Consider the following 238-nt stretch of genomic DNA (forward strand, 5'->3'; position numbering starts at 1 on the left):
CCGCCGACGGAATCGCCGGACCGGCCACGCAGGCCAAGCTCTACGCCCTCCAGGACAACGACTGCACCCCGATCCACTTCACCTATCCCGAGCTGAACACGTGCAACAGCACCTGGGCGGGCGGCAAGGTGGCGGCCGGGACGGCCAAGGCCAACGCGCTGACCTCCATGTGGAAGCTGGAAGCGCTGCGGCACGCGCTCGGTGACCAGCCCCTCCGCGTCACCAGCGGCTTTCCGGT

Annotated in this window: 1 protein-coding gene; it reads left to right on the forward strand. The window is 69.3% G+C overall.

The features are described from left to right. On the forward strand, positions 1-238 hold a 238-nt coding region (locus IH13_RS0110165; RefSeq protein WP_234433265.1), incomplete at both ends, for a D-Ala-D-Ala carboxypeptidase family metallohydrolase.

Source organism: Streptomyces sp. NRRL WC-3549 (genome assembly GCF_000721935.1).
Lineage (GTDB): Bacteria > Actinomycetota > Actinomycetes > Streptomycetales > Streptomycetaceae > Streptomyces.